Here is a 14,507-nt window from a genome sequence, read left to right as displayed (position 1 = left end):
TCTGAGGGGTGAACTATATATCAGTGCCAGTGAAGCGGTTGTGGCAGTGATCACATTGACCGACGGAGGGCGGTTTGGTTCTGCGTGCAGGCCAAGTCAGGCCAAACCCTACCGCTAAAGTGCTCCAGCACCCGCTATTTGCGGGTGGCGGGTCCGAACCTCCCGCAGAAACTCACCCGCGCTGGCCTTGAGCCAATCAATCAACCGGGCGATGTCCGGCTCGGACTGTCGACCATTGCGGCAAATAATGTAATACGCCGCCGGCGACATCATCACGGGGCTGTTCAAGGCAACCAACACCCCCTCTTCCAATTGGTCGTATACCAACGCCGTCCGGCCCAGAGCGATCCCACCCCCCTTGACCGCAAGGCTTATAGCCAGGCTCGAATCCGGAAACCGAGGCCCAGGGTGATACGGGGGCGCCGCCGCCCCCTGGAACGCAAACCAACTCTCCCACCCCGGACAGATCTGATCATCCGCCCGGTGAATCAATGGGTACCGGGCGATATCCGTCGGCGCAATATCGCCATGCTCGCGATAAAACGCCGGCGAGCATACGGGAAACACCGCATCGCGCATCAGCAACTCGACATGATGCTCCGGATAGTCCCCGCCCCCTATGACTACCGCGACATCAAATTGATGAGCCCCCAGGCTGGCAGGGTTCATATCTGCGCTGCTCAGCACCACGTCAAGATTGAACGAGGCGTCAGTATGCGAGCCATGCATTCTGGGAATCAGCCAGGTCGAACAGAGCGAAGAGGTGCACAAGAGGTACAACGGCTGGGCTGTGCGCGGATTAAGAGCCTGCAACGCCGCCTCCAGCCCTTTGAAAAACCCATCAGTGACCGGCAACAAGGCCTGCCCTGCCGACGTCAGCTTGACGCCGCGCGAGTGCCGCTCAAACAACTGCACGCCCCACCACGCTTCCAGGCCTGCAACTTGATGGCTGATGGCACTGGCGGTGAGGTTAAGCTCAGACGCCGCACGCGCGAAACTGCCCGTTTGCGCGGCGCTGACAAAAGCCTGAAGCATCGGGGTGGGTGGAGGGCGCTGAGCCATCAGGTGCTCACTTTGATCAGGATGATCCCGCAAACAATGACGAACGCCGAAAGCATCCGTCGCCAGCCGAACCGTTCATGGAAGAACAGCGCGGCAATAATGGCGCCGATAATAACACTGGTTTCCCGCAGCGCTGAGACCTTGGCCACCGCATCCAGCGACAGCGCGAACAACACCAGGCCGTAGGATGCCAGGTAAAAAATACCCCCCAAGGCCCCCACTCGCCAATGACTGCCAATGGCCTGGACAAGTGCCGCACGCTCCTTGAAAAACGCCAGCAGCGGGATAGGAATGCTCTGGAACACCGTCAGGTAAATAATGTATTGCAGCACCGTTTCACTGGCTCTCACGCCCTTGGCGTCCACCACTGTGTAGGACGCAATAAACACTCCAGCGCCCACCGCCATCAGGATCGGCTTGAGCATGTGCGCGGTCATCCTGCGTACAAATGTCAGGCTGATGATCCCCAGGCAAATCAACAACACCCCGGCCATCGCATGGAACGACAGTTGCTCATGCAGCAGAAAGTAGGAAAACAACGCCACCAGCACCGGCGGCACACCGCGCATCACCGGGTAAACCTGGCCGAAGTCGCCCGTCTCATAGGCCTTGATCAGAAACAGGCGATAGACCGTATTCAATATCACCGAAAGCAGTACATAACCCCAGACTTGCAGGCTTGGCACATTGACCAGCGGCAGCGCCGCCAGGCAGGTCAGCAATGCTGTGCCATCGACCAGGGCCAGGGTCATGAAACGGCTGCTGCCGGCCCGGACAACAGCGTTCCAGGTGGCGTGCATGAAGGCGGAGATCAGGACCAGGGTGATCGCGATATCGGAGTTATCCATGGGGTTTTGGCTGTTCAGAGGAGAAGGCGGGTATTTAACTCAGCCTCGCGTGCCGGCCGGAAGCGAAAGCTCATCAGCACAGCCATGACCCTTCATCATGCCGACATCGCCACCACAAACACTGAAGACCTCCTGTGAAAGCTGGCTTGTGGGGTCGCCGGGCTGGCATTTGGTCACGGTTTGTAAAGGGCCAGCAAGGCGTATCGCTTTAAATTGCAGGACGTTTCCTAGACAATCCTTGGCGCCTTGTGCCTGTTGGAATCGGTGACTAGTCTGCGGTCCGTCACTGCTTATCAGTGATCGGGTTTAGTCGCCCGGATCCTATATGGCGCATGGTCTCATGAAGCTTCATGGTGGCTGTGCGTAGGGCACCTTCGGGTGCGCCGGTTTGCCATATGGCCGGTCGACTAACCTGCGTACAGCCGCCACCCTTCGTTTAGTCGCGACGGATGTCAGCTCCAAACCATATGGAGTTACACCATACATAAGATTGTCCCCGACCCACCCTGCGACCTGCTCAACGACCGCGCCGCCTTCAGTCGCGCCCTCAGCCACTACCTACCGACCCAGGGCTTCCACTCCATCAGTGAAGAACTGAGTTTCGAAGACTCCCTGCTCTACACCGCCAGCCTGCTGAACAGCGCCTCGGCCACCGCGCTCGACTGTGGTGAACACTTGCCCGGCGCCGAACGGGCCAAGGTGCTCGCGGTGTGGCATTTGCTGGAGATCGCCAAGACCACGGTCGACCGCTCCATCGAGTGCCTGCATCCCCCGGCATAAACACGATCAAAAAGGTGGGAGCGGGCTTGCTCGCGAATGCGGTGGGTCAGTCAATAGAGATGCCAACTGACCCACCGCATTCGCGAGCAAGCCCGCTCCCACATTTGGATCTGCACCGCTGTTGAGGGCCAGTTACAATGCCGCTCCCCCAAGGAGCCCCCATGCCCACCTTACTCACCGACTGGCGCCACCGCCCCACTCACCGCCGTGTCTGGGCCCTGGCCGCGCCGATGATTCTGTCGAATATTTCGGTACCGTTGGTGGCGCTGGTGGACAGCATGGTCATCGGCCACCTGCCCCACGCCCATCAACTGGGTGCCGTGGCCGTTGGGGCCAGCCTGTATACCTTCCTGGCCTGGGCCATGGGTTTTCTGCGCATGGGCACCACCGGGTTTGCCGCCCAGGCCGCCGGGCGCAATGATGGCGCGGCGCTGCGGCAAATCCTGCTGCAAGGTTTGCTGCTGGCGCTGGGGTTGGCGATGGTGCTGGGCACGGTGGGCATTCCCCTCAGCCACCTGGCACTGGAGTGGATGCAGCCCTCGGCCGAGTTGAATCAACTGACCCGCGAATTCTTCCACACCCGCCTGTTCGGCCTCCCTGCCGCCCTGGCTACCTACGCCCTGGTGGGTTGGTTCCTGGGCACGCAGAACGCCCGGGCCCCGCTGGCGATTCTGTTGACCACTAACCTTGTGAATATCGCCCTGAACCTGTGGTTCGTTTTAGGCCTGGACTGGGGCGTGGTCGGCTCGGCGCGGGCCTCGGTGATTGCCGAATGGACCGGCGCCCTGCTCGGCCTGGCCCTCACGCAAAAAGCCCTGCGCGCCTACCCCGGGCACATCGCCTGGGCGGCGCTCAAGGTCTGGCAAAGCTGGCGCGCGCTGCTGGCGGTCAACCGCGACATCTTTATCCGCAGCCTGGCGCTGCAATCGGTGTTTTTCATGATCACGGTGCAAGGCGCCCGGCTGGGCGACGCCACCGTCGCGGCCAATGCCCTGCTGCTCAACGGGCTGTTGCTGACCGCCCATGCCCTGGACGGTCTGGCCCACGCGGTGGAAGCGTTGTGCGGCCACGCCATCGGCGCCCATGACCGCCAGGCCCTGCGCCGCTCGCTGGTCGTTGCCTGCGGCTGGTCACTGATCGCCAGCCTCGGGTTTGTGCTGTTGTTTACCTTCGCCGGCCACTTGTTTATCGCCATGCAGACCGATATCCCCAGCGTGCGCGAAACCGCCGATATCTACCTGCCGTACCTTGCGGTACTGCCGTTGATTGCGGTGTGGAGTTATCTGTTGGACGGTTTGTTTATCGGCGCGACCCGCGCGCGGGAGATGCGCAATGGCATGCTGCTGACGGTGCTGATTATGCTGCCGCTTGCCTGGGCGTTGCAGGGGCTGGGTAACCACGGGCTGTGGATAACGTTCCTGCTGTTTATGGCAGTGCGCAGTTTGACGTTGTGGGCGATTGCCTGGCACCTGAACAAGCAGGATCGCTGGCTGAACGACACAGAACATTGACGCTTCGCAGCCGCAGGACCTGTTAGTTATCACAGGTGACAGACCTTCCAGCCGGGAGTTAAATCGATTTTCAACGCCCTAGGGAGATAGCACATGAAAATCAGAGAACCGCGGTTTATCGTCGCCCTGCTGCTCGTCGGTGCCATACAAACTACCTACGCGGATACAAACTCGCCACTTGAGCAGCCGCTGCCTGATGGACAGGTGGCCATTCCAGCGGCACAGGCGCCGGCTCTCCCACCCGCCGTCCCGCCCTTGCAAACCGTAGAGGTCAGGAACAACAGTAACGTCAGTGTTTTTGTGGTGCAAAAGGGGCTGAAAGAAGCCCTGCCGTCCAAAAGCACTCTCGAACGAGACATAAACCAATACCCGCTGACCATCACGCCTGTCGAGGGTGCTGAAAAACTACAGTTTGTGACGCTGACCGGGAAAACCGGCCCGTGCAAACAGCAGTTTTGCCTGATCGTTCAGTAGGCAAAAAAGGGCCGCAGCATCAGCTACACGCTGCGGTATCAGGACGATTGCCTGGCGGCTGAATCGGCAGGAGCTGTGGCTGGGCGCACACTAATGTGGGAGCGGGCTTGCCCGCGATGACGGCAGATCAGTCAGCACCTGTATTGACTGATCTACTGCTTTCGCGAGCAAGCCCGCTCCCACAGTTTGGCGCTGTGCCTGCCGGTCTTAGGAAGACAGGTAGGACGAACGGGTCAGGCCCAGGCGTAGCGCATCCAGGAACTGGGTGCGTTCTGCCGCCGTGATCTTCGCGCTGGCGCACTTGTCACGGTAGTGGGTCATCAACTCCTCCGGCGACAGGTGCACGTAGCGCAGCATGTCTTCGATGGTGTCGTGGGTCTCGATCCCGGCGCTGTACACCGAGCCGTCCTCGCGCTGGTAGATGTTCACCGAATCGGTGTCACCGAACAGGTTGTGCATGTCCCCGAGGATTTCCTGGTAGGCGCCCACCAGGAAGATCCCCAGCAGGTAGTCCTCGCCTTCGTTCAAACCGTGCACCGGCAGGCTGGTCTCGATGCTTTGCTCGTCGACGTATTGCTTGATCTTGCCGTCGGAGTCACAGGTCAGGTCCTGCAGTACCGCGCGGCGCAGCGGCTCTTCGTCGAGGCGGTGCAGCGGCAGGATCGGCAAGACCTGGCCGATGGCCCAGGTGTCCGGCAGGCTCTGGAATACCGAGAAGTTGCAGATGTACTTGTCGGCCAGCTTGTCGTTGAGTTCGTCCAACACCTGGCGGTGCGAGCGCTGGCGGGCCTTGAGCGAGTTGTGCAGGCGGCGGCACACGGCGAAGTAGCACTGTTCGGCCAGGGCTTTTTCCGCGAGGGTCAGCTTGCCGTCGGCGTACTGGGCGGCCACGTCACTCATGTAGTGGGTGGCGCGCCAGTAGGTTTCGGTGACCATTTCAATGTCGGTCGGGCCCAGCAGGTCAACCAGCCATTGCACGGTTTCCGGCAGGCTCTCCTTGTTCTCGATCACCGGTACGTCGTCGTTGTGTTTCTCGACGTCGGTCACCTGCACCACCAGCATGGCGTGGTGGGCGGTCAGGGAGCGGCCGCTCTCGGAGAAGATGTTGGGGTGCGGCAGGTTCTGCGCGTCGCAGAATTCCTTGAGCATGCCCACCACCACGCCGGCGTAGTCGTCCATGTCGTAGTTGATCGAGCTGGCGTTGCGCGAGTGGGTACCGTCGTAGTCCACGCCCAGGCCGCCGCCGACGTCGATGTGGTCCACCGGCAGGCCGAGGTTGCGCAGTTCGCCGTAGTAGCGGATGGCTTCCTTGAACCCGTGCTGGTAGTCCGCTAGGTTGGCGATCTGCGAGCCCATGTGAAAGTGCAGCAGGCGGATGCCCTGGTCCAGGCCCGCGGCGCGGAAGCGCTCGACCACCGACAGCAACTGCGCCGCCGACAGGCCGAACTTGGACTTCTCGCCACCGGTGTCGGCCCACTTGCTCGACGCCAGGGACGACAGGCGCACCCGCAGGCCGACCTGTGGCTTGACCTTGAGGTTGGCGGCTTCTTCGATCACCAGGCCTACTTCGGACTCTTTCTCGATCACGATAAACACGTTGTGGCCCAGCTTCTGGCCCATCAGCGCGAGGCGGATGAACTCACGGTCCTTGTAACCGTTGCAGACGATGGTGCCGCCTTTCGGTGCCAAGGCCAGTACGGCCAAGAGTTCAGGCTTGGAGCCGGCTTCCAGGCCGATGGACACGTCCTGGGTGGCGATGATGTTCTCGATCACCGCTTCCTGCTGGTTGACCTTGATCGGGTAGAGCGCGGTGTATTTGCTCTGGTATTCCAGGCGCTCGATGTTCGCGTCGAAGGCGCCGGTCAGTTGGCGCACGCGGTCTTGCAGGATATCCGGGAAGCGCACCAGCAAAGGCAGGGACAAGCCGCTTTTGCGCAGCTCATCCACTTGCTCGTACAAATCGATGGGCGAGCTGTTCGGGCCGTTCGGACGGACTTCAACGCGACCGGCATCATTGATCGCGAAATACCCGGCCCCCCAATGGCGAATCCCGTAAACACTGCGGCTGTCCGCAACTGTCCATTGGCTGCCATCGTCTTTGCGTGTGCGTCGTACGGACATCGAAGTCCCCTATATAAAGTCGAAGAGCGCCACCCAAGTCAGAGGCTGGCGCAGTCTAAAGAGTGAAAATGACGATTTGCCTGTGAGAGGGGTAGACCCCACTTGCAGGACAGAGTTTAGACACCGGTCAGGAACAGGCTCTGTGAAACCATGGAGACGACGAGCGCGCTCGTCGGTGCGGGTTTCACAGAGGCTGCTAGCCGCCGGATTTCTTCGCCTTGTAGCCGAGCTTGATCAACTCGGCCAACAGCAACTCGACGTGATCGCCCTGGATTTCGATGATCCCGTCTTTCAGGGCGCCACCGGTGCCACAGCGCTTTTTCAGCAGCGTGGCCAACTCCTTGAGTGGCTCGGCTGCCAGGGGCACGCCGGTGATGGTGGTCACCGTCTTGCCGCCACGGCCCTTGCTCTCGCGGCGTACGCGGGCAATTCCGTCACCTTCGGGAATCAGGGTCTGTTTACAGGTACAGGCGTCCACGGGCTGGCGACAGTCCGGGCAATGCCGACCTGCGTCGGTGGAAAACACCAGGCCACCAAGGGCGGCGAAGGATGCGGCTTTTTTGGCCACCGGCAATCCTCTTGGGAGGATGAAGACTGATCAGTGCCCGTCAACCGGCCACCAACCGCGAAGCCCCACTCAGGCAGGGGCAGCGCTACCGAACCGCTCAGGCCTACCCGCCCCTGTAGGAGCGAGCTTGCTCGCGAAAATCGTCAACGATAACGCGGGCATCCAGACAGCACGCGGTGACATTGGGTTTTTCGCGAGCAAGCTCGCTCCTACAGGGACCGGGGAAACGTTGGAGCGGTTCGGCTTGAAAAGTCGCGCAGTGTAACGGCAAAAAGCCTACTTGCTAAGAGCCAAATGGCGCCAATTTATGCAACTTTAGCGACGCGCAGCCAGATAGCGTTTTAAGGCGGCCAACGAGTCGGGGCAATAGGACTTTTGCTCGATATCGGCCAGCACCGCCTCGATGCTCATAAAGCGCGCTTCCAGCACCTCTTCGGGCTGCAATTGCAGCGGCCCGTCCCAGACCGCCGAGAACGCCGAGCACCAGAGCCGGTTGCCCGTGTCCTCGAAAAAGAAGTGGTCGTGGGCCGTCAGCTTTACACCGCTGACGCCCAACTCTTCCTCCAGCTCGCGGGCGGCCGACTGCTCATAGGTCTCGCCCGCCGCAACCATGCCCCCCGCCGCCACGTCCCAGTAACCGGGATAGATGGCTTTGCTCAGGGTGCGCCGATGCACACACAGCTCACCCTTTGAGTTGAACAGCATGATGTAGGTGCCGCGCCCGATCAGCCCGCGCTCGCGCAGGTCGGCCCGCACCAGGGCGCCGAGCAGGTTGTCCTGCTCGTCGACCCAGGCGATGTGTTCGGCATCCGAGGCCGCGCGGTGCGCGACCTCCTTGGCGCTATCGACCATGACTCAACCCTGGTTCAGCAGTTGACGCAGGTCGATCACTGCCGCATTGGCGCGGGAGATGTAGTTGGCCATCACCAGCGAGTGGTTGGCCAATACGCCGTAGCCGCTGCCATTGAGGATCATCGGGCTCCACAGGGTTTCCTGGGAGGCTTCCAGCTCACGAATGATCTGGCGCACGCTGACGGTGGCGTTTTTCTTGGCCAGGACGTCGGCAAAGTCGACTTCGATGGCACGCAACAGGTGGGACAGGGCCCACGCCTGGCCACGGGCTTCGTAGAACACGTTGTCGATTTGCATCCATGGGGTTTCCACCACTTCTTCATCGACCTGCGGCACTTCGCCCGGCGCCAGCGCTTCGGTTTTCAGCGCGGTGTTGAGCTTGACCCGGCCGACACTGGCCGACAGGCGCTGCGACAACGAGCCCAAGCGGGTGGCGACATCGCCCAGCCAGTTGTTCAGGTTGTCGGCGCGCGCATAAAACAGGGCGCCTTTTTGATTGGGGTCGGACAGGCGTGCCTGGTAGCGGCTCAGGGAGTTGATGCCATCCTGGTATTCCGATTCGCTGGAAGGCAGCACCCAGCTTTTATTGTCGAAGTTGAAACGCGGCTCGGCCTTGGCCAGGTCGGCGTCTTCGGCCGATTGCGATTGCGAGCGGGCGAAGTCCTTGCGCAGGGCACGGGTCAGGTCACGCACCTGCACCAGCACGCCATATTCCCAGCTGGGCATGTTGTCCATCCACAACCCAGGCGGGAAGCGGTCGTTGGAAATGTAGCCGCCAGGCTTGTTGAGCAGGGTGCCCACTACGGTCTTGACGGTTTCGACGGTGGTAAAGCCGATGACCATTTGCTTGCCGTCTTTTTCGGCGGCAATTTGCGCGTTTTGCTGGACCGGGAACAAGGCCGGCTCCTGGCTCCAATACCAACCCAGGCCACCGGTGACCAACAGGTAAATCACCACCAGGGTCAGCAGTGCCCGGCTCATCAACAGGTTACGAAAATAGCTGCGGGAGGCCGACTTGGGCGCAGGGCTTGGGCCTGGGGCGCTGCCTGCACGGTTTTTCCAGTCCAGCATGGCGGATATCCTTTCAGTCACTTGAGTTCAATAGCTACGACCACAACCCTACCCCATCGTGCCCGTCTGTGCGGGGCTTTTAATCAAGGTGGCGCAAAGCTGGCACTCAACTATAAAGGAAGGGCGCTGATGCGCCTACGCGACCCAGCAGTCAGTAAATGAATCCCCGGGACCTTGCAGTTAATTGACGTATGACACTCGTGCGATTGAAAAGAGGTGCTAGCATAGAGCCACCAGTCGACCTCAGCATGCACCCTTACCTAGTAGTCAGGATATGACCGAGCCAGAAGACCCAAGCCGTGAGCGTCTCAAGCACCACTTTGCCCAGCGGGTAATTCATCAGGCGCGTCAAATTCTTGAGATCTGGCAGCGTTTGCAGCGCAGCGAATGGTCGAACGCCGAATTGAACGAACTCAGCGAGGCCAATCTGCGCCTGCTGCGTTTTGCCGAGCGCTTTGAACAACCCGAGCATGGCCAACTGGCCCGGCACATCATCGAGTCTCTCAAAGCGGTGGATGAAAACCGCGGCCGCCTGAGCAGCCACCTGATCACCGACCTCAACCGCTTGATGCAGCGCCTGTCACGAACCGGCCTGCGCCAGGGCGACCAGTTGGACCAGACCTTCCTGCCGCCGATGCGCAAGCCGATCTACGTGATGCTGGCCGATCACGACCGTGCCGAGCGCCTGGCCAAGCAGCTGGAATTCTTTGGCTTGAGCGCGCAGTCCCTGGACAGCGTGGCCGCGTTCCGCTCGTCCATGGCCGAACGCCTGCCGGCGGCGATTGTGATGGACGTGGACTTCTGCGGCACCGGCCTGGGCCTGAAACTGGCCGCCGAAGCCCAGGAAGGCCTGGAGCAGAAACTGCCGCTGTTGTTCTTCAGCCTGCACGAAACCGACACCCCCACCCGCCTGGCGGCGGTGCGCGCCGGTGGCCAGGAGTTCCTCACCGGGACCCTGGAAGCCTCGAGCCTGCTGGAAAAAATCGAGGTACTGACCTGCGTCGCCCAGTACGAACCTTATAAAGTGCTGATCATCGACGACTCCCGCGCCCAGGCGATGCACACCGAGCGCCTGCTCAACAGCGCCGGGATCGTCACCCGGACCCTGATCGAGCCGATCCAGGCCATGGCCGAGCTGGCAGACTTCCAGCCCGACCTGATCATCCTCGACATGTACATGCCGGCCTGCACCGGTACGGAACTGGCCAAGGTGATTCGCCACAATGACCGTTATGTCAGCGTGCCGATCATCTACCTGTCGGCCGAAGACGACCTGGATAAACAGCTGGATGCCATGAGCGAAGGCGGCGACGACTTCCTCACCAAGCCAATCAAGCCGCGCCACCTGATCACCACCGTGCGCAACCGCGCCGCCCGCGCCCGCCATCTCAAGGCGCGGATGGTGCGCGACAGCCTGACCGGCCTGTACAACCACACCCATATCCTGCAACTGCTGGAAGACTGCAGCTTCCGCTCGCGCCGCGAGAACAAGCCGCTGAGCTTTGCCATGCTCGACATTGACCACTTCAAGCGGGTCAACGACAGCCACGGCCACCCCATGGGCGACCGCGTGATCAAGAGCCTGGCGCTGTTTCTCAAGCAACGCTTGCGCAAGACCGACTACATCGGCCGTTACGGCGGCGAAGAGTTCGCCATTGTGATGCCCGACACCGACCTGGACGCGGCCTGCAAAGTGCTCGACGAAATCCGTGGGCGCTTTGCCGAAATCCACTACCCGGCCCAGCCCCAGGATTTGTGGTGCACCTTCAGCGCCGGCGTGGTCGAGCTGTGCGATGGCTCCGACAGCCTGATGATGGCCGCCCAGGCCGACGAGGCGCTGTACCGCGCCAAGGATGCCGGGCGTAACCGGGTGCACGCCGCAGGCACATCAAGGCAAAGTGCCACCTTTTCATCGGATTCCACTCAGTCCGTCATAACCCTGTAACGAAAACGCAATAACTTCAGGCACTTATCTTTCCGCCGTTGGTTGAAACCACGCATGCGCCTGAAGCTGCTGACGAATCTGAACACCCTTCTGCTGGTCGCCGTTTGCCTGGCCCTGGGCGCTACGCTCTGGTGGTCGCAGCGGGCCCTTGAGCGCCCGTACCTGTTGATGGAGCGCTACCTGGGCCTGTCCCAGGCCTTCCAGAACCAGACTGCGCGCAATATCGACGATTATCTTTCCAGCGGCGACGCCTTGCGCCTGAGCGCTGCCGGCCAGAGCCTGGAAAACCTGCTGCTGCACCTGGACGAGCTGCCGCCTGAGCTGACGCAAAAACTGCGGCCCGGCCTGCTCGACCTCGATGGCTTCAGCAAGACAGACCTACTGGCCGCCGGCAAACTGGCCGGTGACCCACAAGCCCTGCTGCTGCAAGCCGAGCGGGAGTTGGGGGCCAACCTGGAGCAATTGAGCCAGTACGCCATCGGCGTCAGCTCAGTAGACGCGCCCCGTTATCTGCCGCCGTTGCTCGCCGCCTCCCAGCATCTGGGCCGACTGTCCCTGGCACGGGACAAACTGGTGAGCAGCGGGCGCAGCGAACTGGCCGACGATGTAGAGCGCGAACTGGCCAACATCCGCAGCCAGGCTGATCTGCTTGGGCAACTGCCGCTGCTGGGCGTGACCGCCAGCAGTGCCTCCAACAGCGATGATTTTTCGGCGCTGATGGGCCTGGAAAGCAGCGAAACCACAGCCGCCGAAGACACCGGCGTGGGCCTCAAGCGCGAGCTCAACAGCCTGCTCACGCGCTACCCGGCCGAACTGGCGCGCACCCGCGAGCAAATCCACAAACGCACTGAGCTGGCCGCCGCCACCCATCTGAAAATCGACACCGTGCAGCAAGCCATTGCCGCACTGGAGCCCGAAGTGCGCGCCCAGCACGCCAGAATCCAGGGCGAAGTGCGGGTGATCCAAGGCGTGATGATTGGCCTGATCCTGCTGATCGCCCTGCTCATCGACACCCTACAACGACGCCTGGCGCGGGTGCTGACCAGCCTGGCACCGGCCCTGTCGACCTGGGCCGAGGGTGACTTCAGCCAAGAGATAGCCCTGGGTGCGACCAACCGCGAACTGCATGATATTGAAGCCTCGCTCAATCGCCTGCGGGCTTACCTGGTGAACCTGGTGGGCACTATTCGCACGAATGCCGAGCAAGTGGCCGGCAGCAGCCGCGCCCTGGCCGAACTGAGCGGCGGCCTGCATGACGGGGCCGAACGCCAGGCCGGGGACACTGCGCAAATCCGTGATTCATTGGGCGAGTTGGAGGCCACTATCCAGCAGGTTGCCGGTGACGCCAGCCAGGCCGCCGGGGCCAGCCGCAGTGCCGGCGAGGCCGTGGAACATGGCCAACGGGTGATCGGCTTGAGCCTCACCGGCCTGCACGCGCTGGTGGGCGAAGTGCAAGACAATGCGCAGATGATCGAAAAACTCGCCGAAGAGTCCGCGACCATTGGCAGCGTGCTCACGGTGATCCGCTCGATTGCCGACCAGACCAACCTGCTGGCGCTCAACGCCGCCATCGAAGCGGCCCGCGCCGGTGAGGCCGGGCGCGGGTTTGCGGTGGTTGCCGACGAAGTACGCTCCCTGGCCCAGCGCACGGCAGGCGCCACCGCCGAGATCCAGACCCTGATTGCCGGCCTGCAGACCGCAGCCCGGCAATCGGTGGAAGGCATGCGCGCCCAGGTCGAACACGCCGAAGCCACCGCCCAGCAGGCCCAGGCGGCCGACGGCGCGCTGGATGAAATCGTCGGCGCGATCCAGACCATTTCCGACACCGCCACCCGGATTGCCGAGGTGACGGCCCAGCAGAGCGGCGCGGTCAGTGAAATCCGCGATAACAGCGAGCGCATCCACCAGTTGGGCGAGGACAACCTGCTGCGGATCGGCCAGGGCCGCCGCCAGGGCGAGCATCTGTTGGTGCTCGGCGGGCAGCTTAATACGGCGGTGCAGGCATTTCGCGTCTGACGCCATCTCCCGCCCCATGAAGATCAAATGTAGGAGCTGGCTTGCCTGCGATAGCGGTGGATCAGTAGCCGATTAGCCGCCTGGCACACCGCTATCGCAGGCAAGCCAGCTCCTACAGTCGATCTTCATTGCTTTCCAGACCGTATTACCAATGACCGGATCGTGCGCCCCAGTCACATACTTTGCGCAATCCTCGCTAATCGTGCTGGCTATTGCAGAGAACTGGACAGTCACAAAGGCTTTGCGGCATAGTCGCCGGGTTCTGACGTACCTACCTCCAATAACAAGGAACAGCCGATGGCGACCTTACTGGTTCTGCACGGACCCAACCTGAACCTGCTCGGCACCCGCGAACCGGGTGTGTACGGTGCAGTGACCCTCGAACAGATCAACCTCGATCTGGAACGACGGGCCCGTGAAGCCGGCCACCATCTGCTCTACCTGCAAAGCAATGCCGAGTATGAATTGATTGATCGCATTCACGCCGCGCGCAGCGAAGGCGTGGACTTTATCCTGATCAATCCCGCCGCTTTTACGCACACAAGCGTTGCATTACGTGACGCGCTGCTGGCGGTGAGCATCCCATTCATCGAAGTGCATTTATCGAACGTGCATAAACGCGAAGCTTTCCGCCATCACTCTTACTTCTCCGACGTAGCGGTAGGAGTGATCTGCGGCCTTGGCGCCAGCGGTTACCGACTGGCCCTGGAGGCCGCCCTGGAACACATTGAAGAACAGGCTATACGCCCCTGACCGACCCTTGGGAGTTGATGATTCATGGATATCCGTAAAGTTAAGAAACTGATCGAACTGCTGGAAGAATCCGGTATCGACGAGCTGGAAATCAAGGAAGGCGAAGAGTCCGTACGGATCAGCCGTCACAGCAAGACCCCGGCCCAACAGTTCTACGCGCCACAGATGCAAGCGCCAGCGCCAGCCGCTGCTACTCCAGCCGCCGCGCCTGCTGCTGCCGCTGCACCTGCCGCACCAGCAGCGCCTGTGCTGAACGGTTTCGTGGTCAAGTCGCCAATGGTCGGTACTTTCTACCGCACCCCGGCACCGACCTCGCCAGCCTTCGTTGAAGTGGGCAAGACCGTGAAAGTGGGCGACACCATCTGCATCGTGGAAGCGATGAAGATGATGAACCACATCACGGCAGAAAAAGCCGGCGTCATCGAATCCATCCTGGTAGAAAACGGTCAGCCGGTTGAGTACGACCAGCCGCTGTTCACCATCGTTTGAACCGCGGAGCGCCTTCG

At 61.5% G+C, this 14,507-nt stretch carries 13 protein-coding genes; 7 read left to right on the top strand and 6 right to left on the bottom strand.

Going from position 1 to position 14,507, the window contains the following annotated elements; all coding sequences use genetic code 11:
* Positions 1 to 114: 114 nt before the first annotated feature.
* Both HBO12_RS14850 and HBO12_RS14845 read right to left on the bottom strand, forming a co-directional pair.
* Positions 115 to 1,062, bottom strand: coding sequence for a LysR substrate-binding domain-containing protein (locus HBO12_RS14850; RefSeq protein WP_170042533.1), 948 nt, complete (start codon positions 1,060 to 1,062; stop codon positions 115 to 117).
* Entirely contained in the window at positions 1,062 to 1,910 is an 849-nt protein-coding gene (locus HBO12_RS14845; RefSeq protein WP_170042532.1) for an EamA family transporter, read from the bottom strand. The genes HBO12_RS14850 and HBO12_RS14845 overlap by 1 nt, the downstream gene beginning before the upstream one ends.
* Positions 1,911 to 2,390: 480 nt before the next feature.
* On the opposite strand from HBO12_RS14845, the gene HBO12_RS28415 reads away from it, so the two are divergent.
* The 3 genes from HBO12_RS28415 to HBO12_RS14830 all read left to right on the top strand — a co-directional run bounded on the left by HBO12_RS28415 (position 2,391) and on the right by HBO12_RS14830 (position 4,675).
* Positions 2,391 to 2,690, top strand: a complete 300-nt coding sequence (locus tag HBO12_RS28415; RefSeq protein ID WP_170042570.1) for a DUF6124 family protein — start codon at positions 2,391 to 2,393, stop codon at positions 2,688 to 2,690.
* Between the two features lie 161 nt (positions 2,691 to 2,851).
* Positions 2,852 to 4,201: an MATE family efflux transporter gene (locus HBO12_RS14835; RefSeq protein WP_170042531.1), complete on the top strand. Its 1,350-nt coding sequence runs from the start codon at positions 2,852 to 2,854 to the stop codon at positions 4,199 to 4,201.
* Positions 4,202 to 4,294: 93 nt separating this feature from the next.
* Positions 4,295 to 4,675, top strand: a complete 381-nt coding sequence (locus HBO12_RS14830; RefSeq protein ID WP_170042530.1) for a hypothetical protein — start codon at positions 4,295 to 4,297, stop codon at positions 4,673 to 4,675.
* Positions 4,676 to 4,882: 207 nt separating this feature from the next.
* Here the strand turns inward: HBO12_RS14830 and speA are convergent, their stop codons facing one another.
* From speA to HBO12_RS14810, 4 genes are all read right to left on the bottom strand, one after another.
* A complete protein-coding gene (speA, locus tag HBO12_RS14825) occupies positions 4,883 to 6,796 on the bottom strand; it encodes an arginine decarboxylase (RefSeq protein ID WP_169952043.1) in 1,914 nt (637 codons plus the stop codon).
* Positions 6,797 to 6,992: 196 nt separating this feature from the next.
* Complete coding sequence (locus HBO12_RS14820) at positions 6,993 to 7,364, bottom strand: translation initiation factor Sui1 (protein WP_169897394.1); 372 nt, start codon at positions 7,362 to 7,364, stop codon at positions 6,993 to 6,995.
* Between the two features lie 315 nt (positions 7,365 to 7,679).
* Positions 7,680 to 8,216 (bottom strand): NUDIX hydrolase, encoded by a 537-nt coding sequence (locus tag HBO12_RS14815; protein WP_170042529.1) that lies wholly within the window; start codon positions 8,214 to 8,216, stop codon positions 7,680 to 7,682.
* 3 nt (positions 8,217 to 8,219) lie between these two features.
* Positions 8,220 to 9,287 carry a DUF2333 family protein gene (locus tag HBO12_RS14810; protein WP_170042528.1) on the bottom strand — a complete coding sequence of 356 codons (1,068 nt, stop codon included), beginning with the start codon at positions 9,285 to 9,287 and terminating at the stop codon, positions 8,220 to 8,222.
* Positions 9,288 to 9,561: 274 nt separating this feature from the next.
* Between HBO12_RS14810 and HBO12_RS14805 the strand changes: the two genes are divergently transcribed.
* The 4 genes from HBO12_RS14805 (at position 9,562) to accB (ending at position 14,490) form a co-directional block, all read left to right on the top strand.
* Positions 9,562 to 11,232, top strand: coding sequence for a response regulator (locus HBO12_RS14805; RefSeq protein WP_170042527.1), 1,671 nt, complete (start codon positions 9,562 to 9,564; stop codon positions 11,230 to 11,232).
* A gap of 1,467 nt (positions 11,233 to 12,699) precedes the next feature.
* Positions 12,700 to 13,248 (top strand): methyl-accepting chemotaxis protein, encoded by a 549-nt coding sequence (locus tag HBO12_RS28770; RefSeq protein ID WP_407073410.1) that lies wholly within the window; start codon positions 12,700 to 12,702, stop codon positions 13,246 to 13,248.
* Positions 13,249 to 13,545: 297 nt separating this feature from the next.
* Positions 13,546 to 14,001 carry a type II 3-dehydroquinate dehydratase gene (gene aroQ, locus HBO12_RS14795; protein ID WP_170042526.1) on the top strand — a complete coding sequence of 152 codons (456 nt, stop codon included), beginning with the start codon at positions 13,546 to 13,548 and terminating at the stop codon, positions 13,999 to 14,001.
* Between the two features lie 24 nt (positions 14,002 to 14,025).
* Positions 14,026 to 14,490, top strand: coding sequence for an acetyl-CoA carboxylase biotin carboxyl carrier protein (gene accB / locus HBO12_RS14790; protein ID WP_170042525.1), 465 nt, complete (start codon positions 14,026 to 14,028; stop codon positions 14,488 to 14,490).
* Positions 14,491 to 14,507 lie beyond the last annotated feature (17 nt).

The organism is Pseudomonas sp. WS 5059 (assembly GCF_012985525.1).
Lineage (GTDB): Bacteria > Pseudomonadota > Gammaproteobacteria > Pseudomonadales > Pseudomonadaceae > Aquipseudomonas.
Note: the sequence above shows the minus strand (reverse complement) of the source record. Positions and strands in the feature narration are given on the sequence as shown.

Coding starts and splice junctions, on each gene's coding strand:
- HBO12_RS14850 (WP_170042533.1), bottom strand. CDS start 1,062: ATGGCTCAGCGCCCTCCACCCACCCCGATGCTTCAGGCTTTTGTCAGC.
- HBO12_RS14845 (WP_170042532.1), bottom strand. CDS start 1,910: ATGGATAACTCCGATATCGCGATCACCCTGGTCCTGATCTCCGCCTTC.
- HBO12_RS14835 (WP_170042531.1), top strand. CDS start 2,852: ATGCCCACCTTACTCACCGACTGGCGCCACCGCCCCACTCACCGCCGT.
- HBO12_RS14830 (WP_170042530.1), top strand. CDS start 4,295: ATGAAAATCAGAGAACCGCGGTTTATCGTCGCCCTGCTGCTCGTCGGT.
- speA (WP_169952043.1), bottom strand. CDS start 6,796: ATGTCCGTACGACGCACACGCAAAGACGATGGCAGCCAATGGACAGTT.
- HBO12_RS14815 (WP_170042529.1), bottom strand. CDS start 8,216: ATGGTCGATAGCGCCAAGGAGGTCGCGCACCGCGCGGCCTCGGATGCC.
- HBO12_RS14810 (WP_170042528.1), bottom strand. CDS start 9,287: ATGCTGGACTGGAAAAACCGTGCAGGCAGCGCCCCAGGCCCAAGCCCT.
- HBO12_RS14805 (WP_170042527.1), top strand. CDS start 9,562: ATGACCGAGCCAGAAGACCCAAGCCGTGAGCGTCTCAAGCACCACTTT.
- HBO12_RS28770 (WP_407073410.1), top strand. CDS start 12,700: ATGATCGAAAAACTCGCCGAAGAGTCCGCGACCATTGGCAGCGTGCTC.
- aroQ (WP_170042526.1), top strand. CDS start 13,546: ATGGCGACCTTACTGGTTCTGCACGGACCCAACCTGAACCTGCTCGGC.
- accB (WP_170042525.1), top strand. CDS start 14,026: ATGGATATCCGTAAAGTTAAGAAACTGATCGAACTGCTGGAAGAATCC.